Origin of the sequence: Paenibacillus sp. FSL P4-0338 (assembly GCF_038002365.1) — a bacterium.
Classification (GTDB): domain Bacteria; phylum Bacillota; class Bacilli; order Paenibacillales; family Paenibacillaceae; genus Paenibacillus_AQ.
Map to the genome: position 1 here is coordinate 1 of NZ_JBBOCG010000001.1, position 24,021 is coordinate 24,021.

The following is a 24,021-nucleotide window of genomic DNA, read 5'->3' on the forward strand; positions in this document are numbered from 1 at the left end:
CGTAGAGGTCCAGGTCGTTCACCAGTTCCTTGGAGAGATAGCTTCGGATGAAGGAGAGGTCGGAATCCAGCTCGCGCACCTCGAACATTTTGTCCCGGTCCCAGCGGCGTTCGATGTCCTCGAAGATCTTCAGCCCCAGGTAGTACGGATTCAGGCTCTGGCGGGAAGGCTGCACCACCGATGAATTCAGCTTGGCGTATTCGACAGTCTCTTCGGCGGTCAGGTCCAGCTCGCGCATGATCCGCTGATGCCAGTAGGAAGCCCAGCCTTCGTTCATGATCTTGGTCTCCATCTGCGGCCAGAAATAGAGCATCTCGTCACGGAGCATCGTCATGATGTCGCGCTGCCAGTCCTCCAGAGCGGTAGAGTATTGCTGGATGAACCAGACGATATCTTTTTCCGGCTCCGGGGGAAAAGCACGCCTACCGGCAGTCTCCGGCTCCTGCACAGCAGCATCGCTCTTCTCCAGATCCCACAGTTCGCTGTAGGCATTAGGCGGACCAGATCCGCCGGGCGGGGAGTCCTTGCGTTCTTTCATTTTGGCTTCGAGCAGATGAGTCTTGCCCAGCTTGCGCGGCTGGATCAGACTGGGGTCGATATGCTCCTGGATCGCCAGCACTGAATCAATGAAGCTCTCTACAGTGTCTGTGCCATAAGTGACGGAATAATCATTGATGCGGTCGGCGGTGGCGGACATGCTCTCGACCATATCCCGGTTGGACATGGAGAAGCGCATATTATTTTTGAAAAAATCGCAGTGCGCCAGCACATGCGCAACAATCAGCTTATTCTGCACCAGAGAGTTGCCGTCCAGCAGAAAGGCGTAGCACGGATTAGAGTTGATGACCAGCTCATAAATTTTGCTCAGGCCGAAATCGTATTGAGCCTTCATTTTATGAAAAGTCTTGCCAAAGCTCCAGTGCCCGAACCGGGTAGGCATCCCGTACGCACCGAAGGTATAAATAATATCCGCCGGACATATCTCATAACGCATCGGATAGAAATCGAGTCCGAACCCGGAAGCAATCTCCGTAATCTCGGCAATCGACCGCTCCAGCGCTTTAATCTCATCATCACCGGGCATGCATCCATCTCTCCTTCCAGCTTGTGAACCGTTCTTCCTATGTATATGGGGGGAGGGGAAGGAGTATGATGGGCATGCGCGCTGCATGAGGGAATAGAAGAGTTATTGTACAAAAAATAGCCTAACCACAGCGAATAGGCTGAGAGGTTAGGCTATTCTTCAGATAGTCCAGAATTAGCAAAGTTACAAACTTAAAAACGTTTGCTGAATTTACTTTGAGCTTCCCCATACGGGCAAGAGCTACCCGTGCATATGTGGTCCACAGAACATTGTAGCGGTCATTGTTCATTCTGAACCTCTTTCAGTAATTGGGCAAACGCCTCTTCGCTGTTGCTATATGTGGAAATTCCATTCTCACGGTCATTTTTGGCCTTGTGAAGCTGTGAAAGAACGTCCTCATCTTTAAAAATGACGGTACTCATTCTCTTCTTTTGGTCTTCTGTAAAATTGGGATGATCTTCTTTTCTTTGCAGTGTAACGTTGAATCCAAAGTTTTCTTCAATTAACTGGACCAAGTCTTTAAGGTCTACGTAAGATTTTCCTTGAAAGCATAATTGTCTATTATGCAATCATTGGGTGGAGAACCTCAGCAGAAGTTTTTTCGATGCCTGGCTAAGACGTATAGATGAAACAAGTGTGGGGGACTCAATTTGAGTCCTTATTTTTTTTATATTCCCCTTGTATTTAGACATGTTATTATGAACTTAGGAATATTTTCCTATGAATCATTTTACATTTTACGAATAAAACATCCAGAGGTGAATGATATGAACAATAGCAATTTCACTTTCTTGTCGAACCATTGGAATATTCTGTCTAATCTGGCCGAAATGGCTGAACGGAATATGTATACCGATCCCAATACATCCTTAATGAAGCTCCGTATGTTTGGAGAGACGATGACGAAATTCATCTGTGCTCTTGAAGAAATGAGACAGGCTGAGGGTCTGAATCAGATAGATCGTTTGAACTTTCTGAGCCGTGAAGATTTGCTTACGGAAGAGTTGCTGGATATGCTGCACGCTATCCGTAAACAAGGCAACAAAGCTGCACATCAGGGCAATTATGGTACAACCGAAGAGGCCAAGGCACTTGTGCATTTTGCTTTTCGTCTAGCCGTCTGGTTTATGCAGGTCTATGGGGAATGGGACTTTACAGCGCCAGAGTATGTGGAGCCGGCAGAGGCAGATGACACTGTATACAATGAAGAGCAGCTCGAGCAGTTGTCTGCTTCCTACGACGCCAAAGTGCAGCAACTGGAACAAGAGCTCCTGCGGCTGACCGAACTTCAGGATTCCAAGACTCAGGAAGAGAAACAGAAACGTCATTCGAAGGCCAGGAAGCTCGGCAGTGCCCTCCAACTGACTGAAGCTGAGACAAGAATGATCATCGATGAGAAGCTGCGGCAGGCAGGCTGGGAAGCAGATACAATACAATTGCGTTTTAGCGCAGGGACCCGTCCTGAAAAAGGGAGATATCTGGCTATAGCAGAATGGCCTTTAAAAAATGGTTTTGCGGATTATGCTCTTTTCTATGGAATAGAACTGATCGGTATTATCGAGGCCAAACGCCAGAGCAAGGATGTTCAAGCCGACATTGAACAGGCAAAGAAGTATGCCTCCTATGTGATTAAGCATGGTGAAGAAATCATTCATGGACCCTGGGGGAATTATCAGGTTCCGTTCTTGTTTTCAACAAATGGGCGACCCTATTTAAAACAGCTTGAACACAAATCTGGAATCTGGTTTCTGGATGCACGCAAGCCTACGAACCATACCAGAGTGCTGCAAACCTGGTACTCACCAGAAGGGTTGAAGGCTCTTTTACAGCAGGACATCGATCAGGCTACAAAGGATCTCCGTGATGAATCACTGGATTATCTGCATCTGCGTGAGTATCAAGAGGATGCGATTTTGTCTGTGGAACATGCGATAGAAGCAGGACAACGCAGAATTCTGGTAGCCATGGCGACAGGCACAGGCAAGACGAGAATGGCCATCGGCCTAATTTATCGTCTAATCAAACATAATCGTTTCAAAAGAATATTGTTTCTCGTGGACCGTTCAGCATTAGGCCGTCAGGCCGAGGCAGCGTTTAAGGATTCCAAGCTGGAGAGCTATCACTCGTTCACTGAGATTTTTGAGCTTCAGACGCTGGACGACAAGAAACCTAATGTGGAGACGAAGGTACAGATTGCTACCGTTCAGGGTATGGTGAAGCGGCTTTTTTATAGCGAAGATGATAAAGGCATTCCTTCTGTAGATCAGTATGATTGCATCATCGTGGATGAAGCCCACCGTGGTTATACGCTTGATAAGGAAATGACAGAGATCGAACTGGAATTTCGGGATCATGCCGACTATGTGAGCAAGTACCGGAAGGTACTGGATTATTTTGATGCGGTGCGAATCGGGCTAACGGCTACTCCAGCGCTCCATACGGTTGAGATTTTTGACAAAGCGATCTTTAACTACTCCTACCGTGAAGCTGTAATTGACGGTTATCTTATCGACCATGAACCACCCATCCAGTTTGAAACAGAACTGAAGAAGAACGGCATCAAGTGGCAGATTGGTGAGGAAGTATCTGTGTATAATGTGGACCTGGGAACCGTGGAGAAGGAAATGCTGGAAGACGAGGTCAATCTCGAAGTAACCCAGTTCAACAAGACGGTGATTACGGAGAGTTTCAATCGTGTGGTGCTGGAGGCACTCACTGAATATATCGATCCTGAAGCGGATGGGAAGACCTTAATCTTCGCGGCAACGGATGATCATGCGGATATGGTGGTTCGGATCTTCAAGCAAGAATTGGAGAAGGTCTACGGCCCAGTAGATGATGGAGCGATTCTAAAAATTACAGGATCGATCAAAGATCCACTGCATGCCATTAAGCTCTTCAAAAATGAACGGCGGCCAAATATCGTGGTCACTGTAGATTTGCTTACAACGGGAATTGACATCCCGAGTATCTCCCATGTAGTTTTCCTAAGGCGTGTCCGCTCCCGTATTCTGTATGAACAAATGCTGGGACGGGCCACCCGCCGCTGTGATGAGATTGATAAGGATCATTTTACAATCTATGATGCTGTAGGAATCTATGAGTCACTTAAGCCCTATACAGATATGAAGCCCGTTGTGACGAGACCCCATGTCAGCCTGGATTTTCTGGTCGATGAGCTGAAGCAGATGAAGAGTGAACACCACATTAAGTCACATCAGGAAGAGATTGTGGCCAAGATGCAGCGGAAGAAGCAGGGATGGACACCTCAGGATCATGAGGATTTCATAGCGCTGTCCGATGGACAGAGTATTGATGAGTTCATTGATGAGGTAAAGAAAGCAAGTGCAGAGCAGGTTAGCGAAGCTTTATTAAGCAAACCACAATTGCTTCAGTTCATTGAAGAGAATAGAGGGAGGCATAACCGCCAGTTCATCTCAGAGCATGAGGATAAGTTGATAGAAGTAACACGCGGCTATGGGACAGCCAACAAACCTGAGGACTATTTGGAAGGATTCAACGGTTTTATCCGTGAAAACCTGAATCTGATTCCGGCACTCAACATCATCTGTACCCGCCCGAATGATCTGACCCGTGAAGAATTGCGGAAGCTTCGGGTGGCACTGGATCAGAAGGGCTTTACCGAGAAAAACCTGCAAACCGCATGGCGTGATGTGAAGCAGCAGGACGTCGCCGCAGACATCATCAGCTTTATCCGCCAGCAGGCGTTAGGTGACCCGCTCCTCAGCCATGAAGAACGGATCGAGAATGCCATGAAGAAGATCTATGAGATGCGGGTATGGCCGAAGGTGCAGAAGGATTGGTTGAAGCGGATTGAGAAGCAGTTATTGCAAGAATCTGTGCTGGACCCGAATCCCGAAAAAGCATTCGATGTGGAACCTTTCCGCAGTAAGGGCGGTTATAAGCAGTTGAATAAAATTTTTGATGGTCAATTGGACGAGATTGTTGCTACAATAAATGTTGCGCTATATCCAACCAGACAAAAGGAGCAAGCTTAATCCATGAGAAATCAGGAAATTGTACAAAAGCTATGGAACCTGTGTAATGTACTGCGTGATGATGGCATCACGTATCACCAATATGTTACGGAACTGACTTATCTGCTGTTTCTTAAAATGATGAAGGAAACGAATAATGAGGGCATTCTGCCTGAACCATATCGCTGGGATTCGCTGCAGGAGCGGCATGGGCTGGAATTAACGAATCATTATCGTCAGTTACTGCTTGATCTTGGTAAGGAAGGCAACGAGATCATTAAGCAGATCTATATGAATGCCAGCTCCAACATCGATGAACCGAAGAATCTGGAGAAAATCGTGCGCTCCATTGATCTGCTCGACTGGTATTCCGCTAAGGAAGAAGGGCTTGGGGATCTGTATGAAGGACTGCTTGAGAAGAATGCGAGCGAAACCAAGTCGGGAGCAGGGCAGTATTTTACCCCGCGTCCATTGATTGATGTCATCGTGAAGCTGGTTGATCCACAGCCAGGAGAACGCTGTAATGACCCTGCCGCAGGAACGTTTGGATTTATGATTGCAGCAGATAGTCACATTCGGAGCAAGACGGATGATTATTTTGAGTTGAGCCAAAAAGAAGCCGAGTTTCAAAGAAATGAAGCTTTCACTGGGGTGGAACTAGTTAAGGATACCCATCGCCTAGCGATGATGAATGCAATGCTTCATGATCTGCATGGGGATATTATGCTGGGAGATACTCTTTCCGATTTGGGTAAAGGCTTGAAGAATTACGATGTGATATTGACCAATCCACCCTTTGGCACCAAGCAAGGCGGAGAAGGACTTACGCGTGACGACTTAACTTTTACTACTTCCAATAAGCAGTTGAACTTCATGCAGCATATTTATCGGGCGCTAAAAGCCAACGGAAAAGCCCGTGCAGCGGTAGTTATTCCTGATAACGTTTTGTTTGAAGGTGGAGTAGGAGCGAAAATTCGTGCAGACTTAATGGACAAGTGTAATCTGCATACCATTCTACGCCTGCCTACGGGGATTTTCTATGCTCAGGGGGTAAAGACGAACGTTTTGTTCTTCAGCCGTGAGAAGACAGATAAGGATAGCACCAAGGATGTATGGGTGTATGACCTGCGGACGAATATGCCAAGCTTTGGAAAACGCACTCCACTAACCTCAGCACATTTTGATGCGTTTGTGGAGGCGTATACGGCTGTGGATCGGAGTAGCATGCAAGACGATAGATTTAACGTGTTTACTCGCGAGGATATCCGTAAGAAGGACGATAGTTTGGATATTGGACTGATCGCGGATGAGTCATTGTCTGCTTATGATAATCTGCCCGATCCGATTGATTCGGCGGAACTGGCGATTGCTAAGCTGGATGAAGCCATGACACTTCTTCTTGAGGTTGTCGCTGAACTAAAAGCGGTGGAGAACAAGCCGGAGTATGCTGCTGAAGAACGTCAAGAGCTGCTTCAGGTTGCGGAAGCGCGTGGAGAGTACAACGTATGAGTAAGAATAAAGTGAAGACAGCAGAGGAGTTACTGCAGGAGGCGTTGGTGCCTGTGGAGGAGCAGCCGTATCCAATACCAGAGAATTGGGTTTGGGTAAGATTTGGGTTAGTTGCACAATTAATTAATGGTTTTGCATTTAAGAGCACTGATTATTGCAACGAAGGAATACCTGTTATTAGAATATCAAATATTAAAGGTAATAATACTACATCAGAAGAAGCAGTGAAAGTTCCATACACATTCTTAGATGAAAAGTTCCTAATTAGAAGAGGCGACATGCTTTTAGCAATGTCAGGAGCTACTACAGGGAAAACAGGAATTTATAATTCTGACGAAGTCGCATTGCAAAACCAGCGAGTTGGAAATATAAAAGAGATAGATGAACGCGTATTATATAGAGCTTATAAGAATTGTTTTGTATTAAAATCATCAGAGGATATACTAAAAATGGCTTACGGAGGCGCTCAACCTAACATTAGTGGAAAGATGATTGAGTCTATAGCGTTTCCTCTTCCTCCAATTGATGAGCAAAAACGAATTGCGGACAAAATTGAAAGATTCCTGAATAAAATCAATCAAGCCAAACAACTAATCGAAGAAGCCAAAGAAACCTTTGAACTTCGCCGAGCGGCAATTTTGGATAAAGCTTTTCGTGGTGAATTGACTGCTAAATGGAGAGAAGCGAACCTTGAAATTGAATCCGCTGAAGTTTTCGAACAACGACTAAAGAAAAAACTGAAGAAATCTAGCGGCAAGGTTGAAGAAATACTTCCGCCCCATCAATTGCCCTCAGGATGGAAGTGGGTACATCTTAAAGACATTGCTGACTCTAAATCTGGGTATGCATTTAAAAGCGAACATTTTAGTGATGTTGGAATTCAAGTTGTTAGAATGGGTAATTTGCACAAAAATGTTTTGAATCTAAATAAGAATCCGGTTTTTTTACCAAATGATTATGATAATGACTTACTTAATAAATTCAAAGTTAATGAGGGGGATATTTTATTATCCCTAACGGGAACTAAATATAAGCGAGATTATGGTTATGCTGTCAGAGTTGAAACAGTGAATGACACATTACTACTAAATCAAAGAATTTTGGCATTGACCCCCCTTGATTTAAGTGATTACTTTTATTACTATCTGCAATCTCCTGTTTTTAGAGAATTGTTTTTTAGTTTTGAGACAGGAGCTGTTAATCAAGGCAATGTTAGTTCAGTATCCGTGAGTAGCATTGTCTTTCCATTGCCTCCTCGTGAGGAAGGTATTGAAATTCAGCGCATCATAGGAAATTTGATTTCAAAAGAGAAGGAATTGGAACAGCTATTAGATAGCCAGGAGTCACTTGAATTAATAACACAGACGATACTAACTAAAGCATTTCGTGGAGAACTTGGAACGAACGAAATAAATGATGAAAGTGTTTTATCCCAATTGAAAGATGGTCTATTGCAATGAATTTAAGTAAAGGAAAATAAGGCAAAAGAAAAAGATTAGGCACTCAACCTAATCTTTTTCTTTTGCCGAACACATAACAAGCTCAGCCAAATCCAGTACAATATTAGCCTTCATCAGTAGATCTAACCCAAGTAGCCCATTGATCGCTAGCTTCTCATGAAGCGACCCAACATCCAGTTTATAATTCTCAATATGAAGGCTGCCTAAGTGAATTGAATCAAAAGTTTTGCGGAAGCAGCTTTCTTCCCCACCAGTCCCAAACGAGGTTATGAGTTCATCTCCAGTCTCAAAGTAAACACCAATATCTGCAACAGCATCAGCAGATAACAGGGTGTGAGACGCCCCAGTATCGATGACAAGTTTGTCTATGATCAGAGCTTGTCCTTCATAAATCAAGGTTAGGGACGTTGTAACAGCCCATCAACATAATCAATTTTAATGCTGTACGAATCCCCGCAATTCACGAAGAGTACGAATCTCTACCTTCAATTCATCATTTGCGGTATGTGACACAATCACGCCATCCTTAGCTTGAAGCAATTCTTTTGTCGCTTCTTGTGGGTCCTGAATGGCACGAATGAGTACAACTTCATCCACAAACTTGATGTTGCCTTCGGTATGCGACGCAAGGATTTGCAGCTTAACATATTGATTAGGATAAATCTTACGAACCTCTTCCCATTGCATGGCTGGCACCTCCAGTTGGGTTTACTCTGCTTCCGTATAGAACAGTTTAAGCAGAATATTCTGCGGATAATTTCCAAAGTGCTCCCCGAAGATGGTAAGGCCGCCTTTGTTAGTAGAATTTCCGTCAATCCCAATCCTCAGCTTGATGAAAGGGGACTCTTCGATCTTAAGCTCAGCGAGGGAGACCGATGATATTTTTTGACCGTCTATTCCAGTATCCTTTTTGGTGACTCTTAAATGCTTCAACAGGCCGTACTGGCTGAGCTCGTTATTCCACCAGGCCGGTGTTATTTTCCCGCGCACATCTGAGAAGTTCCCCGGTGCCGTCCAGGTGCCTAAGAATACATCGTTGATATAAAAAGCAATATCGCTCGGCCAATTATTGTTGGATTCAGGAAACTCTGATGAGAGCTCTAAGGATAACTCTAATAACTCTGCAGTGAAATTGTGGTTGAACTCATTCGGAATGATATATTCGACGAAGCCCTCCGCGAACCAAAGTAAGGAAGCCTCGATCCGGTCATTGGAGACGAAGGTCCGTTGATCGTCTAACTTTCCGATAATTTTTGCCTGGCTGGCTAATCCGCAGGTGGGGGTGACTGAGAAATTAGAATAGTATCCCAGCTTGATTTCATTAGTAATGACTTTAAAAGGAAGATGGAGCTTTTGCGGGAAGTTGAGGGCAATATGATCGACAGCAACAATGAAATTCTTCTTTCTGCCATCGGTAGCTTCCAGGTTGTCCTGGAGCTTGATGATCTTGGCGTCCTCCAGTAACCGGATATGGCGTGACACGATAGCTTTGCTTAAGTTGAGTTTGGCGGCCAGCTCACTGACAGTTAGCGGCGTATGTAACAATAGTCTAAGAATCGAAGCTCTTGTGTCCGATGCCAGTGCTTTTAGAACAGAAATACCATGATCGTCGAGTTCTAAGAACATATGTACCTCCGATTGTTAACTTTTTAGTTTACAATGATAGATATAGTCAAGCGGTAATTTTATTTAGTATACCACAAAGTTGAAAATGAGGAATAACGTTGATATAACCTTGAAAGAACGCTTTCATCATGATAGTATTTGCTTGCCCGCGAGGAAGATTTACTATCTAAACCACAAAAAGTTAACTTTTATTGTTGCGGACTACTAAGATGGGAGCTGAAGCTAAATGACACACAGGATGGAATATCCGCGTCCGCAGTTCGTCAGAGACGCATGGCTTAATTTGAATGGAAGCTGGCAATTTGAATTTGATGACAGGAATGTGGGAGCCGCGCAACGATGGTTTGATCCAGGTGAGAATTTCAGCCAGACCATTCAGGTTCCCTTTGCCTTTCAGACCCCTGCCAGCGGAATACACGATACCACGTTTCATGACTATGTCTGGTATAAGCGCAATTTCACACTCGATCCGGACTGGTATAAAAAGCGGGTGATATTACATTTTGGAGCGGTAGATTATAGAGCTTGGGTGTATGTGAATGGTCAATATATCGGGATGCATGAGGGCGGACACACTTCATTTTCTTTTGACATTACGCATGCCTTAACTGGACAGGAAGAACAGGTAACGGTTCATGTGGAGGACCCATCAACAGACGAGACTATTCCCCGGGGCAAACAGTTCTGGTTAGAGCAGCCCGAAAGCATCTGGTATACCCGTACAACAGGGATTTGGCAGACCGTATGGCTGGAGGTGGTAAATCCTGTTCATATTCAGCAGGTGAAGTTTACGCCAGATTTGGATCAAGGAAGTATTGGGATAGAGGTTAAATCGGAAGGACATGGATCAGAAGAATTAGATTTGGATATCCATATTTCTTTTGGCGGAGTATCTGTTACTCAGGACCGAATACGATTGCTACAGCCTATAACAAGCAGAATGGTAGATCTATTCGGTCTGAAAATATTCCGCACAAACTTTCACCGGGCTGGCTGGACATGGAGCCCGGAGGCTCCTAATTTGTTTGATGTGGAAATGAAGCTGTACGATCACGGGGTTGAGGTAGACTCTATTGAATCGTATTTCGGCATGCGGAAGGTTCATACAGAGAATGGTATGGTCTATCTGAATAACAAACCTTATTACCAGAAGCTTGTACTGGACCAAGGATATTGGCAGGAAGGATTGCTTACAGCGCCAACGGATGACCATCTGAAGAAGGATATCGAATTAGCCAAAGAACTAGGGTTCAACGGTTGCCGGAAGCATCAGAAGGTCGAGGACCCGCGGTTTTTATACTGGGCTGACCGGATTGGGTTCCTGGTATGGGGAGAATGTGCGGCGAACGCCTCTTACAATAATGATGCTGTAGCCCGGTTAACCAAAGAATGGATTGAGATTATTGACCGTGACTTCAATCATCCCTCTATTGTGGCCTGGGTTCCGCTTAACGAGAGCTGGGGGATTCCGCTGGTGAAATCGGATAAGCAGCAGCAATATCACAGCGTAGCCATGTACAGTCTGATTCATTCATTGGATGATACCCGGTTAGTCATATCGAATGACGGATGGGAAATGACGCTGACGGACATTTGTGCGGTACACAATTATCAGCATGGCAGAGCAGATGAGCCCGATAAGTATGAAGAGTTCAAGCGGATTCTTTCGACAAAAGATACCATGCTTGCTTCCAAGCCATCGGCCCGGAGTGTATATGCAGACGGATATGAGCATCGGGGCGAGCCGATCTTGTTAACTGAATTCGGTGGTATAAGCTATAAGGCTGGCGCTGACGACGGCTGGGGATATACCAGCGCACAATCTGCAGAGGACCTTGTTCTGGAATACGGAAGAATCATGAAGGCAATATACGCTTCCAAGATTATTTATGGCTATTGTTATACGCAGTTAACGGATGTGGAGCAGGAGATTAACGGCCTGTTGGCCTATGACCGGACACCCAAATGCGATCTGTCATTAATTAAAGAAATTAACGATCAGTGGCATCTGCGGACCATTTAACCGGAACTTATGAAATGATAAGGAGCTGATGAATCGATGACAAATGAAAGTTTGCTTCAAAAAATCGGGCTGGTCGTAGACAGGCTTATGAACCTGGGCGGCAGCGACTATGAAAAGGATAAAACCGTGGTTCAAGCCGATACCAGAGTAGGGATTGTGCAGCGCGATTTCGGCATTGAAGAATGGGATTGGCCTCAGGGCGTAGGTCTTTATGGTCTTTACAAGCTGCAAAAGCATTATGGCGATACGCGCTATATGGAATTTTTCCGGAATTGGGTTTCCCGTAATCTGGAGGCGGGCCTGCCTTCCAAAAACATTAATACAACAGCTCCTTATCTGCCTCTGGTGCTGCTCCTGGATCAGCTTGAGCCTTCCAGCGAACTGGAAGAGCTATGCCGGGAGCATGCAGATTGGCTCATCCATGAGTTGCCCAAAACCAAAGAAGGCGGCTTTCAGCACACGGTCACTGCAATTGGCAACCGGGATGGCATTCACCTGCATAATGGACAGCTATGGATTGATACGCTCTTTATGGCGGTGCTGTTTCTGAACCAGGCAGGGCGCAAGTTTAACCGGCCGGACTGGGGGCATGAGGCTGAACACCAGATTCTGCTGCATATCAAGTATTTGTTCGACAAACATACCGGTCTGTTCTTCCACGGCTGGAGCTTCGAACGCAATGATAATTTCGGCAGTATCTTCTGGTGCCGCGGCAATTCCTGGTTCACGTATGGGATCACCGATTACCTGGAAGCCTGCCAGGATTCGATTAGCCCGGGGTTCCGGCGGTTTCTGATTGATACGTATACCGCTCAGGTCAATGCCCTGGTATCCCTCCAGGCAGCTTCCGGTCTCTGGCATACCGTCCTGCAGGACCCGTCCAGCTATGAAGAGGTATCCGGGTCAGCCGCAATTGCCGCAGGGATTATAAAAGGCATCAAAGCCGGTATTCTGGATTCCTCTTATCAGGCTGCGGCAGACAAGGCCATTCAGTCGGTATGTCAAAATATTAGCGGAGATGGAACCGTGCTGAATGTATCGGCCGGAACCGGTATGGGGATGGATAAGGAGCATTACAAGAAGATCGCTCTCAGACCTATGGCATACGGACAGTCCTTGGCGCTTATTGCTTTATATGAAGCGTTAACATAAACTGCAAAAAGCCTGATCCTTGAGCATTTACGCCAGAGGATCAGGCTTTTTTTCACAATAAATTATGTTAAGATTACATTAATTAATACTTGGATATCGACGAACGGGAGAGATAAGTAATGACCGATTTTACAGCGATTCGGGACCTGTTCCATATTACAGAACCGTGCGGATTTGATAATGAATCGTTAACACCGTGGCTGGAACGCTACGGGCATATTCCGCAGGTGTTGCGGGCGTATTATACGGAGCTTGGGGCCCACTCTGCATTGAATGCGACACAGGATTTTCTGGTTCAGCCTCACCAATTTCCGCGTTATATGGAAGAAGACTACAGCATCTTTTATACCGAAAATCAAGAAGCCTGCGTGTGGGGAATCCGTGCAGCGGATATGAAGCTCGATAATCCTCCCGTCTATGTGCGCAGCGGAGAGGAATGGGAGCGCCTGCGTTCGTCTGTTAAGGAATTTTTGCTGGCTATGGCCCATTTGCAGGCAGTGCTGGCGATGGAGAATAGCAGCGAAGAATATTGGGACATCGATGAGGCTACTGCGGAGCGAATTGAGCAGAACTTTCCATCCCGCCAAGCAGATTCGGATTTGTACACGGGCGTACGTTTTTTTGGCCGGCCGGGTGAATTGATTGTGATTATGAACAATAACGGGGGCCATCTGCTAATGTTCGCGGCCGAAGACGAGGAACGCCTGGATGAATTATACAATCTCTTTGAGCAGTGGACGGAGCAGTAATCCGCGCCTCCCGGCAAAAGTCCCGTATAAGCCAAACAAGGGCCTAACCGTAGTTAGGCCCTGCTCAACACCCCATCTTATTGCAATTTGAAGTCTACTTAACTATACACCCGCACCTCAATTATCTCCGCATACTCACTGCCGTTGGTCTCCAGGACCACGACCCGCAGGCGGTCGGCTGTCACAGCTTCGTTCAGCATGTGTACCCGCTTGCGCTTGTGGTTGTCACGTTCCCCGGCAACTGCACTCCAATTACCGTCGATGTAAGCTTCAATACGATACTCCTTAACGAGCGTTGGCAGGATTTCGTAAGGCGTAACATGATGATGCAGGTTGATCAAGTCCTCGTTGACATCGTCATTGAAGGTAACGTGAACGTCGCGCAGAGTTACCGGCGCGTTCCAGGCCAGCTCCAGCCACTCCGGCTTACCGGAGGCCATCCGGTCCGAGGACCACAGATGCGGCCCGCCGTACGGACGCAGGTAGCCGTCGGTGGCTTTGTCTGCGGCGAAGGCGCTCGTTGTCCCGGACAGACGGAGGCAGGGAGCCTTGTGGTCATATTTCTTTTTGTCCCATTGCACTACCGGCTGTGCGGGCGGATTCTCGCCGAAGTCCCTTGAGGCAGCGGGGGTCTCGCTATGCCCGTATGCAAGCATTCCCGAAGCTGGCTCATCTGCCATATGCAAGGACAGCGCAGCATTGGCCTTGACGACCAGGAAGGCGTTGCGCGGTGACTCCGGCTTCCATTGCAGCGGGAGCTTCACCCACTGGGCGGGTCCGGCCTGGACGGGAGCTGATACAGACTGGATTAACGTATGGGGAATATAATTCTGGGGCCGACCGGTCTCCCATAGCTCGACCGTCAGCTCTGCGGCTTCGGCCGCATCGATCAGCAGCTCAATCCCGTCCAGCTCAGGATCAACCGGAACAGTGATGCCGATGTTATCGGTAAGCGTTACGCTGAACGCAGAATCCTCTACAGCGAGCCGGCTCCGCTCGCTGGAGGCGCTGAGCGCAGCCTTCAGCGCCAGATCTGCTTCATCCTCGTTGCATAGCCCGAGGACGGAAGCGTCCTGGCGCAGCATCGTCTGCTGCAGCTCATTCAGGTGGGCCGCATGCAGTTCGCGCGGCGATATTCCCTTGGCAGCGCAGAGTGCCGCGCCGATACCGGCGGCTTCGCCGATGACCGCGCAGGTAGCCATGACGCGGGTCGTGCCGAACGCGACATGCGAAGCGCTGATGTCGCGGCCGGCCATCAGCATATTGCTGACGTTCACCGAATACAGCGAACGGAACGGGATGTGATAGCTGCCGTCCGAATACATATGCTTCGAGCCAGACTCTGTAGCGTACACTCCCTGCGGCGGATGCAGGTCAATGGACCAGCCGCCAAATGCCACGCGGTCCGGGAATTCATGCTGAGTCAGGATATCATTCTGATTCAGGACATAATCGCCAATGAACCGGCGGTACTCCCGCTTGCCCGGAGTCGAACCGACCCATTCCAGCGTCATGTTGTCCGCGTCGAATTTGCCGGAGTTCTTAATATAATCCCAGATCCCGTAGATCACAGACCACAGCTCGTCGCGGATGGCCTCATTGTCATGAACGGTGTCCTGCTCGCCGCCGAATTCGATCCACCAGTAGGCGCAGCCGTTGTCGCCGCTGCGGATGATACGGCGCTCGGCGATAGCGGTTTGTGTAATATCCTTTGCCATGGCCGGAGCGATATATTTGACCGGATGGCCTGCGTCCTTGGTATAGAAGAGCAGTGTGCTGCCGAGCGTAATATCATCGGCAACCAGTGGTGCCCATTCCTCATTATATTCTTCGCGTGCTTCACGGCCCAGCCGGTACTCTGCACCTGCCAGGAAGCCTACCAGGCCATCCCCTGTACAGTCCAGAAAGACCGCGCTCTCAAAAGTAATTCTCCGCTCCGACCCCATCATCCAGCCCGTCACGGACCGGATGCTCCGCTGGCCGCTGCCATCCTCGGAAGCATCGGCCTCATGTACATCCGTGTTCAGAAACAGCTGAATGTTCGGTTCGGCCTTAACTGCTTCAAGCACAACCATATCCCAGAGATACGAATTGCCGTCTTTGTTGCGGTACTGGTTCTCCACAAACAGCTCGCCCATGATCCCCGTTTCACGTGCATACCGGTGGATACCGTGTGAGGTTGCGCCGCAGACCCATACCCGCACCTCGCTGCTGGAGTTGCCGCCGAGCACCGGACGGTTATTAATCAGCGCCACACGCTGGCCCAGCCGGGCTGCCGCAATCGCCGCGCATACCCCTGCCAGTCCTCCGCCTACCACCGTTACATCCGTGTTGACCGTTTCACTACGCATTGTTGAACCTCTCCTTTGGTGTATGTTAATATATCCGTAGTTTCATGATAGGATAATCATTAATCAAATGACATGCATTTAATTTCTTGATTTATATACTTTATTTCGCTGAATAATGCAATCGGAGGGGAGTCAGACATGCGCATGAATTGGTCGGTTCGTCCGGCAGCCTATATCTATTGGGAGCAGAAAAAACAGTTCCTGCTGGAGCACGACACCTATCCTGTGTGGACGTTATTTGCGGTTGAGCAGGGACATTTCGCTTATCGCTTCGGGGACCACGAAGGGGAGGGCGGATTCGGGGACATCATTGTATGTCCGCCGGGGACAACTTTTTACCGGAGAACGCTTAGTCCGTTGACTTTTCATTTCATACAATTCGAATGGGAGGAAGAGGGGGCACCGGAGGACGCTGCAACGCTTGGAGGCAGTTGGACAGTCAGGGACGTGGAGCGCCTAAGATCTACCTACCGCTATATGCGGAGTATCGGAAGAGGGATTCAGGAGGAGCCGGGGTATAGCCGGATGAAGCATATGCTGGAGGATCTCTGGAGGCTGCTTGAAATCGAGCGCAGCAGTGCATCCGAGGAGCTGCGCTCTGAAGAGACAAGTCCGGGCCCGCTGATGCAGCAGGCTAAGCAATGGCTGCTGGAGCACGCTTGTACACCTATGACCCTGCAGGAGTTGGCCGCTACCCTTGATATTACTCCAGTACAATTAACGCGGCGTTTCCGTGCGGCCTATGGGACGGCCCCGTCAGACTTCGTAACCGGACTCCGGCTTAGACGGGCCTGCCAGCTTTTGGAGGATTCCAGACTGCCCATTGAAGGGATCGCCCAGCATTGCGGTTACGAGAACGGCTTCTACCTAAGCCGGGTGTTCACGGCGAAGCTGGGATTAACGCCCTCCCGGTATCGTAAGCTGCACCGCATATAATTAATAACAATTGTATAATTTAACATATTACATTAGTATGTAATTAGTTATTTATCTAATTTGATATGGACTAAATAGTTTTTCGCTGTAGAAAGGATTGAATTGTAATGAAAATAGATGCTTCTGTCATCGCCGCAAGAAATATTATGGATGAGAGCCAAGGTAAGAGTTATCCCACATTTGCGTATTCGGTATTAGATCGTTACATTGACGGGGACATCATCATCGATAAGTCTTCGGCGCTGATCGGTATTTCTTCAGGCATTTATACAGTGGTGGGGGATGAAACGAATGATGATTTTGCATCCAGGCTGCTGCACGAATTCAAGCATAGAGAGAGGCTAGATCAGAGATTTACGTTATTTTCATCCTCTGAGGGGTGGGATCGCAGAATCAATGAGCTTTTAGGGGCGAAGCTGCAGAGGCTGCAGAGGTATTCTTTTACATTCAATGAGCAGCGTTACCTGCAATCGGGAAGAGCGGGTATGCAGGAGGGCTTCCGGCTGAACAGGATAAATGAGGAATCGCTTGAGGGGGATAGAGAGTTCGATGCGGCGTACATCCGGAAATATTGGGGACTAGTGGAGCGTTTTGCGGACAAGGGCTTCGGTTTCTTTGTTACGGAACTCGAAGTAATTGCTGGAGAGTGTGTCTCTATATTCTCGTCCGAACAGTATGCGGAGATTGATATTGTGACAAATCCTTTGTATAGGGGAAGAGGCGTGGCGTGGTGTGTTGCCGAAGCTTTTATCCTGGAGTGCTTAGAACGTCAGATCACACCAAGATGGGACTGTGACCTTCACAATATTGCCTCCATCCGATTGGCGCAGAAATTAAATTTTGCCGCACCAGAGACCTATTCGCTCTATGTAAGGAAGTAAGGCTGAATCACACAAGTGATCCTGAACAGTTAAGAGAATATGCTAAGACGTTTGATTAAAATAACGAGAGTGAATTCTACTCCATAGTGCAGCGACAGTAAGAGACGTTATCCGTCCCCTGCTGCCGCTGTTTCTGTTTCCAGGACAAGAAAGTATAAAAAATAGGAAAAAGAACATAGAAAGCGCAAGAAAATTAAACTTATACGAACTATAATTGGTTATGCTTACATATCGTTGATTAATTATTCGTACCTATCGCCCGCGTGAAGGAGGACTTCCGAATTTGAGAACATTCCGTAATCCGGTGCTGCCGGGCTTCTACCCTGATCCTTCGGCTATCCGTGTAGGTGAAGACTATTATCTGGTCACTTCAAGCTTTGAATTCTATCCCGGGGTTCCGGTCTTTCACAGCAGAGACCTTGTCCACTGGCGCCAGCTGGGCCATGTGCTGGACCGTCCGTCCCAGCTTAATCTGGACGGGATTCTTCCGTCGAGGGGGATTTGGGCGCCGACCCTCCGGTACCATCAGGGCCTCTTTTATATGATCACGACGTTTGTTGATAATCACAAGGAACCTCATAATTTCTATGTAACCTCCGCTGATCCGGCGGGGGACTGGTCCGACCCTGTCTGGCTGGAGGATGCGCCCGGCATTGATCCTTCCCTGTTCTTCGATGAGGACGGCAAGGTCTATTATACCGGTAACCGGGTTCCTCCCGAAGGCCAGGATTATCCGAAGCATATGGATATCTGGCTGCAGGAGATTGATCTGGCGCAGGGCAGACTCACCGGTCCGAAGCACAGCCTCTGGCAAGGTGCGCTGAAGACTGCACATGCCCAGGAAGGGCCGCATCTGTATTCCATCGGAGGATGGTATTATCTGCTGATCGCCGAGGGAGGCACCGGCCATACCCATGCAGTAACGGTTGCCAGAAGCCAGAACGTGACGGGGCCCTATGAGGGATGCCGGGCCAACCCGATTCTGACCCACCGCCATCTCGGCAGGGAGTACCCCATCGTGAATACGGGCCACGGGGAGCTTGTGGAGACGCAGCACGGGGAGTGGTGGATGCTCTGTCTGGCCTCCCGGACCTGCGGGGGATATTACCGCAACCTGGGCCGGGAGACCTTCCTGACTCCGGTCAAGTGGGAGGACGAATGGCCGGTAGTGAATCCCGGCAAGGGCGTCCTTGAGCTGGAGGGGCCAGCGCCGGATCTGCCGGTGACGCAGTGGCCGCTGTTGCCGGTGCGGGATGATTTTGCTGCCGGGGAGCTTAACCCCGTCTGGAACTTCCTGCGCACGCCGCGCGGTGAATTCTGGAGCCTCAGCGAGCATCCGGGGCATCTGCGGCTGCGGCTGAAGCCGGAGGTGCTGGCGGAGACCGGCAATCCGGCTTATATCGGAAGACGGCAGCAGCATCTCAGCTTCAGAGCCGCAGCGGCAATGCGCTTCCAGCCGGAGGCCGCAGGCGAGAGCGCCGGACTGGCCCTGATCCAGAATGGGGACAACCACTTCCGGTATGAACGGGTGGTACAGGACGGAGGGCAGCTGCTGAAGCTGACCGTCCGCAGCAGAGGAGCTGAGCAATTGCTGGCCTCTGCGCCGTATGCGCAGGATACGGTACAGCTTAAGGTAGAAGCCAGGGGGCAAGATTATAGCTTTTATTATAGAGCCGCAGATTCTGACACCTGGACCGCACTGCATGAACGGGCTGACGGCCGGGTGCTGAGTACGGATTGGGCCGGAGGTTTTACAGGGGCCTATATCGGAATGTATGCCAGTGCGGGTGGAGCGCAGAGCAGCAATGTTGCGGATTACGGCTGGTTCAGCTATGAAGAGCTTGAATAGACACTGAAGGAGGAATACGATGAAAACAATACATGATTCCGCAGCTTATCCAATCCCGGAGCTGCCGCAGATTCCGCAGCGGACTTTCCGTATTACAGACTATGGGGCAGAAGCTGAAGGGCTGCTGTGTACGTCTGCTATACAGGATACCCTGGATGCCTGCGCTGCCGCAGGAGGAGGAACGGTGATCATCCCGCCGGGAATCTGGCGCACCGGGCCGCTGACGCTGCACAGCCGGATCAATCTGTGTGCCGAGCGGGGGGCGCTGGTATGCTTTGAACCCGACTACAATCTGTATCCGCTGCTGTTCTCCCATTACGAAGGGACTGTCGGATGGCGTTGCCAGGCTCCGCTGGACGGGGAGAATCTGATCGATGTAGCCATAACCGGTGAAGGCATCTTCGATGGCAGCGGCGAGGCCTGGCGTCCGGTGAAACGCTTCAAGCGGACGGAACTGGAATGGAATAGCCTGCTTGCCTCCGGGGGGGCCTTGGATGAACAGGGTGAGATATGGTGGCCTTCCAAGGAAGCGCTTGCGGGAGAAGCTTATGTTCTGCAGCTGAAGGAAAACGGCGAGACAGCAATGGAAGCCTATCTCCCTGGCCGTGCGTATCTGCGTCCTGCGCTGCTGAGCCTGCGGAATTGCCAGAGAGTGCTGCTGGAGGGGCCGACCTTTCAGAATTCTCCTGCCTGGTGTCTGCATCCCATGGGCTGTGAGCAGGTTACAATCAGACATATTCAGGTCCGTAATCCGTGGTATTCCCAGAACGGGGACGGGCTGGATCTGGAGTCATGTACACATGCGCTGGTGGAGCATTGCAGGTTCGATGTAGGCGACGATGCCATCTGCCTGAAATCCGGCAAGGATGAGGAAGGCCGCCAGGCAGGAAGAGCCTGCCGGTACATTACGATCCGCCATTGTACGGTCTATCACGGACATGGCGGGGTAGTGATCGGCAGTGAAATGTCAGGCGGTGTGCAAGCGGTCCGGGTGAACGACTGCGTGTTCATGGGTACGGACATCGGGCTGCGCTTCAAGAGTACCCGGGGAAGAGGCGGCGTCGTGGAGGATATCCTGATCGAAAATATACAGATGTCAGGCATCGTCCATGAAGCGGTATCCTTCCACCTGTTCTATGCCGGGGTTGAGGGGTCTGAGGGTTATGACGAGCAGGAGGTTCCGGTCACGGAGGAGACTCCGCAGTTCCGTAACATCACGCTGCGGAATATGGCCTGCCACGGGGCGGCAACCGCGCTGCTGGTGAACGGGTTACCGGAAATGCCGCTTGCTGCGCTTACGGTGGAGAACTTCAGCGCCATAAGCAGGCGGGGTATCATCCTGCGCCATGCAGCAGGGCTGAAGCTGGACCGGATCAGGCTGCAGACGCAGGAGGAGCCGCAGGTACAGATGCATAAGTGCAGTGATGTGGAGCTTGTCCGTTCAGGAGACCTAGCCATCACCGAGCTTTAACCTTAGGACTCCGGTGCAGGCTGTGACCCCGCTTCCTTGCGGTACTGGAGCGGGGTCAGACCGGTTGATTTTTTGAAAGTTTTATTGAAATGGGACAGATGCTCGAAGCCGACTGCTCCAGCGATCTCCTGAATTCTGGCGGGGGTACCGGCCAGCAGGCGCTGGGCCTCGCGGACCCTGATATGGACGATATATTCCCGGAAATGAAAGCCGGTCAGGCGATGAAATACCCGGCTCAAATAAGAGGGGCTGATGAAAAAGTCCTTGGCGGTCTCTTCCAGCGTAAGCGCTTCCCGGTAATGGGCGCGGATATAGGTGGCAACCTCGTTTACCAAATGGTGCAGCGGATGGCGGGTCCCGCCGGCCTGGGCCGTACTCTCTGAACGCTGGAGCAGAACCATCAGCTCGGTCAATAGAGCGGTGACACTGACTTCGTACAAGGGCCGCCGGATGCGGGATTCCTCCAGCATGCGGTTCAGCAGGGACTCCGCTTCATTCTGCTCGCGCAGGGTTAGCCTGAACAAGCGGTAGCGGTGGCTCTGAAACCATTGCTGCTCGTCCCTCAGCACCGGGGGCAGCAGCAGCGGGTCATAATTGATCAGAATACGCTCGAATTCGGCCTTCTCGGAGCTTGCCGTGGAATGGAGCTCGCGGCCGGGAATCAGAATCAGCTCGCCTTTGTGAACCGTAACCACCCGGTCGTCCACAAAATATACACGCTCCCCATCCGTCAGGTAATACAGCTCAGTCCATTCATGGCTGTGGGGACGCGGCATCGCAGTGATGCCTTTACGCTTCATATGCTGGATGCTGAAGCGTCCGTCTTCAAGATGATATTTGGGATTAGGGCCAGATACGCTGTTCATACATCTCCTCTTCTCCTGGAAGCTGTTAGAGTTATTATAGAATATATTCAGGTTGCTGTGAAAGGAGCCATCCATGTTAATTATAGTCTCGAAGAATGCCGGAGAAGGATACAGTAGTCTGCAGGAGGCGCTGGATTCCATCCCGCCGGGGGAGACACAAGCCGTAACCATACGGATTAAGCTCGGGATCTATGAGGAAAAGGTTACGATCGCCCGCGAAGCCCCGCCCATCCTGCTGCTGGGAGAGGACCAGCATTCTACCATTATCTCGTGGAATGATAATGCCCATACGCTCGGCGCGGACGGTGAACCGCTGCGTACCTTCCGCACCGGGACGCTGAACGTGTTCGCAGAAGACTTCACTGCCGAGAATCTGACCATCCGCAACACTTCCGGCCCGGGAACAGGACAGGCGGTCGCGGCGTTCGTCGATGCCGGGCAGGCTGTGTTCCGGCGTGTACGTCTGTTAGGTGACCAGGATACCCTGTATACCGGGCCGGGACGGCAATATTATGATGATTGCTACATTGAAGGGGATGTGGATTATATTTTTGGTCCGGCGACCGCGTTGTTTGACCGCTGCCATCTCCATAACAAGCGTTCCAGAGGGTATATCACAGCGGCTTCAACGCCGGAGGGAGCCGCCTTCGGTTATGTGTTCCTGGATTGCCGGATTACCGGCGGCGAAGGGGTAAGCGAGTGCTATCTTGGACGCCCTTGGCGCCCTTACGCGCATGTCGCCTTCATCCGCACGGTGATGGACGGTTCAGTGACCGGCGAAGGCTGGCATAACTGGGGGCAGCCGGACAGGGAGCAGACCAGCCGCTATGAAGAGTATGGCAGCAGCGGCCCGGGCGCTTGCCCCGAGGGCCGGGTAGCGTGGTCACGCCAGTTAACTGCGGAGGAAGCCGCGCAGTACCGGATTCTGTCTGTGCTGGATGGTTGGCATCCCGAGGGCTATTAATCGCTTGGACTGTGGTATACCCGGACCCGGGAATTCAAGATTGGAGGATCTCCAAGATGGAATCACTGGAACAATACATCAATCAATTGACGGCTTCTGTACCTCGGAGTTCTGCCTTCCGCAAGGACATCCCCTTTGCGGAATGGCGGGCATCCCTTGCCGCGAGGTTCATAGAGCGGCTGGGCGGATTTCCCGCTCAGCGGGCGGCGCTTGAACCGGTACAGCTGGAGCGGACGGTCTGCAGCGGATACATCCGCGAACGTATAGAGATTACCACTTATGAAGGACTTAGAATGGCCCTGTATCTCCTGATCCCGGAGGTGCCGGCAGGCTCTCCCTGCCCGGCTGTGCTGGCTATTCACGGGCATGGCTACGGCAGCCGCGAGATTACCGGCTTGAACCCGGACGGGTCGGAGCGGACGGGGGACCCGGGACTGCATAAGGATTTTGCCGTCTCCCTGGTGAAGCAGGGCTTCGTCGTTGCGGCTCCCGAGGTACTCGGATTCGGAGACAGGCGTCTGGCTGAGGATCTGGCCAGCGGCGAGCCTGGACGTAATTCCTGCTTCCGCCTGTCCTCGGCGCTGCTGATGGCAGGGCAGACGATGGCAGGCTGCCGTATCTATGAGACGATGAGGACGCTGGATTATCTGCAGGAGCGGAAAGAGGTTGACGGGGAACGGATCGGCATTATGGGCATCTCCGGCGGCGGGCTGGTGGCGGGCTTCACGGCTGCACTGGATGAACGGATCAACAGTGCGGTTGTTAGCGGCTATGCCAATACGTTCCAAGCCAGCATTCTCACCCGGCATCATTGTCTGGACAATTATATTCCGGGCATTCTGCTGGAAGCGGAGATGCCGGATCTGCTGGGCCTGATTGCACCACGCGGGCTGTTCCTGGAGGCGGGAGACGCGGATCATCTGTTTGGTCCCGCCGGCGTGAGGGAGGCTCTGGAGCGGCTGGAGCAAATCTATGCCGCAGAGGGCCATGGCGGGCAGCTTGCGGCGGATTTTTTCACAGGGGGCCATGAGATTCACGGGGAACCGGCGTATGCCTGGCTGCTTAAGCAGCTTGCCGGTCCGCAGGAGTAGGGTTACAGTAA

Annotated in this window: 19 protein-coding genes; 12 read left to right on the top strand and 7 right to left on the bottom strand. The window is 50.2% G+C overall.

All coding sequences use genetic code 11. The features are described from left to right. A partial coding sequence (locus tag MKZ07_RS00005; protein ID WP_341023888.1) for a SpoVR family protein occupies nt 1-1,084 on the bottom strand: 1,084 nt, incomplete at its 3' end. A gap of 278 nt (nt 1,085-1,362) precedes the next feature. Beyond that, entirely contained in the window at nt 1,363-1,653 is a 291-nt protein-coding gene (locus MKZ07_RS00010) for a hypothetical protein (RefSeq protein WP_156949751.1), read from the bottom strand. A gap of 198 nt (nt 1,654-1,851) precedes the next feature. Here MKZ07_RS00010 and hsdR point away from each other — a divergent pair, with 198 nt between their 5' ends. Genes hsdR through MKZ07_RS00025 form a run of 3 tightly spaced genes read left to right on the top strand, consistent with a single transcriptional unit; the run spans nt 1,852 to nt 8,051 of the window. Further along, on the top strand, nt 1,852-5,103 hold the full coding sequence (hsdR, locus tag MKZ07_RS00015) for a type I restriction-modification system endonuclease (protein WP_341023891.1): 3,252 nt from the start codon (nt 1,852-1,854) through the stop codon (nt 5,101-5,103). A 3-nt stretch (nt 5,104-5,106) separates the two neighbouring features. Next, entirely contained in the window at nt 5,107-6,591 is a 1,485-nt protein-coding gene (locus MKZ07_RS00020; protein ID WP_341023893.1) for a class I SAM-dependent DNA methyltransferase, read from the top strand. Beyond that, nucleotides 6,588-8,051 carry a restriction endonuclease subunit S gene (locus MKZ07_RS00025; protein ID WP_341023896.1) on the top strand — a complete coding sequence of 488 codons (1,464 nt, stop codon included), beginning with the start codon at nt 6,588-6,590 and terminating at the stop codon, nt 8,049-8,051. The genes MKZ07_RS00020 and MKZ07_RS00025 overlap by 4 nt, the downstream gene beginning before the upstream one ends. A gap of 48 nt (nt 8,052-8,099) precedes the next feature. Here MKZ07_RS00025 and MKZ07_RS00030 read toward each other — a convergent pair whose 3' ends face one another. From MKZ07_RS00030 to MKZ07_RS00040, 3 genes are read right to left on the bottom strand one after another with little or no spacing between them, the layout of a single operon-like run. Next, nucleotides 8,100-8,447, bottom strand: a complete 348-nt coding sequence (locus tag MKZ07_RS00030; protein WP_341023898.1) for a retropepsin-like aspartic protease — start codon at nt 8,445-8,447, stop codon at nt 8,100-8,102. A gap of 39 nt (nt 8,448-8,486) precedes the next feature. Continuing rightward, nucleotides 8,487-8,738: a hypothetical protein gene (locus MKZ07_RS00035; RefSeq protein ID WP_341023899.1), complete on the bottom strand. Its 252-nt coding sequence runs from the start codon at nt 8,736-8,738 to the stop codon at nt 8,487-8,489. A gap of 21 nt (nt 8,739-8,759) precedes the next feature. Further along, nucleotides 8,760-9,677, bottom strand: coding sequence for an ArsR/SmtB family transcription factor (locus MKZ07_RS00040; protein WP_341023902.1), 918 nt, complete (start codon nt 9,675-9,677; stop codon nt 8,760-8,762). Between the two features lie 226 nt (nt 9,678-9,903). On the opposite strand from MKZ07_RS00040, the gene MKZ07_RS00045 reads away from it, so the two are divergent. The 3 genes from MKZ07_RS00045 to MKZ07_RS00055 all read left to right on the top strand — a co-directional run bounded on the left by MKZ07_RS00045 (nt 9,904) and on the right by MKZ07_RS00055 (nt 13,601). Continuing rightward, the gene (locus MKZ07_RS00045) at nt 9,904-11,700 is read left to right on the top strand and encodes a glycoside hydrolase family 2 protein (protein WP_341023904.1); all 1,797 of its coding nucleotides are present in this window, start codon (nt 9,904-9,906) and stop codon (nt 11,698-11,700) included. 36 nt (nt 11,701-11,736) lie between these two features. Continuing rightward, on the top strand, nt 11,737-12,852 hold the full coding sequence (locus MKZ07_RS00050; protein WP_341023906.1) for a glycoside hydrolase family 88/105 protein: 1,116 nt from the start codon (nt 11,737-11,739) through the stop codon (nt 12,850-12,852). A gap of 119 nt (nt 12,853-12,971) precedes the next feature. Next, nucleotides 12,972-13,601 carry a hypothetical protein gene (locus tag MKZ07_RS00055; RefSeq protein ID WP_341023908.1) on the top strand — a complete coding sequence of 210 codons (630 nt, stop codon included), beginning with the start codon at nt 12,972-12,974 and terminating at the stop codon, nt 13,599-13,601. Between the two features lie 98 nt (nt 13,602-13,699). Here the strand turns inward: MKZ07_RS00055 and MKZ07_RS00060 are convergent, their stop codons facing one another. Then, complete coding sequence (locus MKZ07_RS00060; RefSeq protein ID WP_341023910.1) at nt 13,700-15,952, bottom strand: FAD-dependent oxidoreductase; 2,253 nt, start codon at nt 15,950-15,952, stop codon at nt 13,700-13,702. A 138-nt stretch (nt 15,953-16,090) separates the two neighbouring features. On the opposite strand from MKZ07_RS00060, the gene MKZ07_RS00065 reads away from it, so the two are divergent. The 4 genes from MKZ07_RS00065 (at nt 16,091) to MKZ07_RS00080 (ending at nt 21,089) form a co-directional block, all read left to right on the top strand. Then, on the top strand, nt 16,091-16,888 hold the full coding sequence (locus MKZ07_RS00065) for an AraC family transcriptional regulator (RefSeq protein WP_051493275.1): 798 nt from the start codon (nt 16,091-16,093) through the stop codon (nt 16,886-16,888). Between the two features lie 107 nt (nt 16,889-16,995). Then, nucleotides 16,996-17,769 carry a GNAT family N-acetyltransferase gene (locus MKZ07_RS00070; protein WP_051493276.1) on the top strand — a complete coding sequence of 258 codons (774 nt, stop codon included), beginning with the start codon at nt 16,996-16,998 and terminating at the stop codon, nt 17,767-17,769. A 283-nt stretch (nt 17,770-18,052) separates the two neighbouring features. Beyond that, a complete protein-coding gene (locus tag MKZ07_RS00075) occupies nt 18,053-19,618 on the top strand; it encodes a glycoside hydrolase family 43 protein (protein WP_036692711.1) in 1,566 nt (521 codons plus the stop codon). 19 nt (nt 19,619-19,637) lie between these two features. Then, nucleotides 19,638-21,089 (top strand): glycoside hydrolase family 28 protein, encoded by a 1,452-nt coding sequence (locus tag MKZ07_RS00080; protein ID WP_341023913.1) that lies wholly within the window; start codon nt 19,638-19,640, stop codon nt 21,087-21,089. 2 nt (nt 21,090-21,091) lie between these two features. Here MKZ07_RS00080 and MKZ07_RS00085 read toward each other — a convergent pair whose 3' ends face one another. Continuing rightward, nucleotides 21,092-21,955 carry an AraC family transcriptional regulator gene (locus MKZ07_RS00085; protein ID WP_036692713.1) on the bottom strand — a complete coding sequence of 288 codons (864 nt, stop codon included), beginning with the start codon at nt 21,953-21,955 and terminating at the stop codon, nt 21,092-21,094. Between the two features lie 73 nt (nt 21,956-22,028). Between MKZ07_RS00085 and MKZ07_RS00090 the strand changes: the two genes are divergently transcribed. Both MKZ07_RS00090 and MKZ07_RS00095 read left to right on the top strand, forming a co-directional pair. Beyond that, nucleotides 22,029-22,919, top strand: coding sequence for a pectinesterase family protein (locus tag MKZ07_RS00090; RefSeq protein WP_341023915.1), 891 nt, complete (start codon nt 22,029-22,031; stop codon nt 22,917-22,919). A 56-nt stretch (nt 22,920-22,975) separates the two neighbouring features. Next, nucleotides 22,976-24,010: a dienelactone hydrolase family protein gene (locus MKZ07_RS00095; protein WP_341023917.1), complete on the top strand. Its 1,035-nt coding sequence runs from the start codon at nt 22,976-22,978 to the stop codon at nt 24,008-24,010. Nucleotides 24,011-24,021: the final 11 nt, after the last annotated feature.

Bases quoted from the DNA above. Each gene is read 5' to 3' on its own strand.
- hsdR (WP_341023891.1), top strand. From the start codon at position 1,852: ATGAACAATAGCAATTTCACTTTCTTGTCGAACCATTGGAATATTCTG.
- MKZ07_RS00035 (WP_341023899.1), bottom strand. From the start codon at position 8,738: ATGCAATGGGAAGAGGTTCGTAAGATTTATCCTAATCAATATGTTAAG.
- MKZ07_RS00095 (WP_341023917.1), top strand. From the start codon at position 22,976: ATGGAATCACTGGAACAATACATCAATCAATTGACGGCTTCTGTACCT.
- MKZ07_RS00090 (WP_341023915.1), top strand. From the start codon at position 22,029: ATGTTAATTATAGTCTCGAAGAATGCCGGAGAAGGATACAGTAGTCTG.
- MKZ07_RS00050 (WP_341023906.1), top strand. From the start codon at position 11,737: ATGACAAATGAAAGTTTGCTTCAAAAAATCGGGCTGGTCGTAGACAGG.
- MKZ07_RS00020 (WP_341023893.1), top strand. From the start codon at position 5,107: ATGAGAAATCAGGAAATTGTACAAAAGCTATGGAACCTGTGTAATGTA.
- MKZ07_RS00065 (WP_051493275.1), top strand. From the start codon at position 16,091: ATGCGCATGAATTGGTCGGTTCGTCCGGCAGCCTATATCTATTGGGAG.
- MKZ07_RS00085 (WP_036692713.1), bottom strand. From the start codon at position 21,955: ATGAACAGCGTATCTGGCCCTAATCCCAAATATCATCTTGAAGACGGA.
- MKZ07_RS00045 (WP_341023904.1), top strand. From the start codon at position 9,904: ATGACACACAGGATGGAATATCCGCGTCCGCAGTTCGTCAGAGACGCA.
- MKZ07_RS00080 (WP_341023913.1), top strand. From the start codon at position 19,638: ATGAAAACAATACATGATTCCGCAGCTTATCCAATCCCGGAGCTGCCG.
- MKZ07_RS00060 (WP_341023910.1), bottom strand. From the start codon at position 15,952: ATGCGTAGTGAAACGGTCAACACGGATGTAACGGTGGTAGGCGGAGGA.
- MKZ07_RS00040 (WP_341023902.1), bottom strand. From the start codon at position 9,677: ATGTTCTTAGAACTCGACGATCATGGTATTTCTGTTCTAAAAGCACTG.
- MKZ07_RS00025 (WP_341023896.1), top strand. From the start codon at position 6,588: ATGAGTAAGAATAAAGTGAAGACAGCAGAGGAGTTACTGCAGGAGGCG.
- MKZ07_RS00070 (WP_051493276.1), top strand. From the start codon at position 16,996: ATGAAAATAGATGCTTCTGTCATCGCCGCAAGAAATATTATGGATGAG.
- MKZ07_RS00055 (WP_341023908.1), top strand. From the start codon at position 12,972: ATGACCGATTTTACAGCGATTCGGGACCTGTTCCATATTACAGAACCG.